The 1,259-nt window shown below is 74.1% G+C and carries 1 protein-coding gene and 1 pseudogene; one reads left to right on the forward strand and one right to left on the reverse strand.

What is annotated here, in order from left to right; all coding sequences use genetic code 11:
• Positions 1-927: pseudogene (locus AB8Z36_RS40810) on the reverse strand (AraC family transcriptional regulator ligand-binding domain-containing protein); the annotation flags it as partial.
• Between the two features lie 17 nt (positions 928-944).
• Between AB8Z36_RS40810 and AB8Z36_RS40815 the strand changes: the two are divergent.
• Positions 945-1,259: AMP-binding protein (locus tag AB8Z36_RS40815; RefSeq protein ID WP_369218394.1), on the forward strand; the 315-nt coding region annotated here is incomplete at its 3' end.

A 1,259-nucleotide genomic window follows, 5' to 3' on the forward strand; every position in this document is an offset into this window, starting at 1 on the left:
GTCCGGCACCGCGAGGTCATGGGTGGGCGGTGCGACACGGGCGTAGAGCGCGCGGCGCAGCASSTCGGCCATGCGGGCGTCGKGCTKCASGASGGCGGCGGCCTCGTSGTCGTGGGSGCGCACGGGGTGCCGCCCGACCTCGTCCGCCACGGTGGACTGCCGCACCCCGCTCTCGCCGAGCGAGGGCAGCCGGGGCGAGGTGCGCAGCGCGCGGGCCAGGACGCGGCGCACCTGCTCGGCGACCGTGGTGCCGTACTCGTGCCGGGTGAGCAGTTCGAAGGGGGCGCGGCGGAGCATCTCGTCCAGCTCCGCCTCGTCCCTGACCAGCGGGGCGTCCAGCCAGTGCGCGGCGAACACGGCACCGGTGCGGTCGGCGCCGAAGCGCACCGGGCAGCCGAAGAGCAGCTCGTACTCGGCCTTGTGCGGAGGCGGCGGATGCCCGAACTCGGCGCCGCGCAGCGGGATGCGGCGGCCGATCAGCCAGTTGCAGAGGCGGTGCCAGATGATGACGAGGCACTCGGCGAGGAAGTAGTCCTGCGCGAGGTCGTTGCGGACGCTGAACACGGCCTCGTCGCCCCGGCGTTCCAGGGCGAGGTCGGGGCCTTCGGGGAAGAGGCCGTAGAAGGTGACGCCGCGCTCCACCGCCGCCCCCAGGTCCCGGCAGCCGAGCGAGGCCTGGCACATCATCGCGAAGGTGCCGGGCCTGCTGACGGCGGACCCGAGACCGAGGAACTCGTCCTGCGTCGCGCGGTACAGCTCCCGGAAGAGACGGGCGAACTGCGGGGCGGTGACCCGGGCCCGGTCGTCCCCGAGGAGCAGCGGCGGGATCTCGGCCCCGCGCAGCAGCGGAACGGTGTCCACACCGCGCCGCTCGGCGCCGCGCAGCACGGCCCGCACATGGTGCACGGTGATCGTCCCCCTGGCCATGACACGACGGTAGCGCCGTGTTGAGCGCCCGGGCCAGCACCGCTGACGTTTCCCGTCATGCCCCTGACCGGTCCGCCTCCCTAGCGTCGTACGCATGCAGCAGCCGCGGAAGGACCCCATCGCCCCGTCCGAACTGCCCGCCACCCTGGCCCTCCTGGCCGAGTGGGCGGCCGACCGGCGACTTCGGCACGCTGGCGACGGGCGCGGTGGTGGTCCCGGTCTACCCGACGGCGGGCGACGAGGAGCTGGCCTGGGTCCTGACCGACTCCGGCGCACGGGTGGTGATCTGCGAGAACACCACTCAGGCCGCAAGGATCGCCCGCCCTCGGGTG

It is taken from the genome of Streptomyces flavofungini (assembly GCF_041028215.1).
Lineage (GTDB): Bacteria > Actinomycetota > Actinomycetes > Streptomycetales > Streptomycetaceae > Streptomyces > Streptomyces flavofungini_B.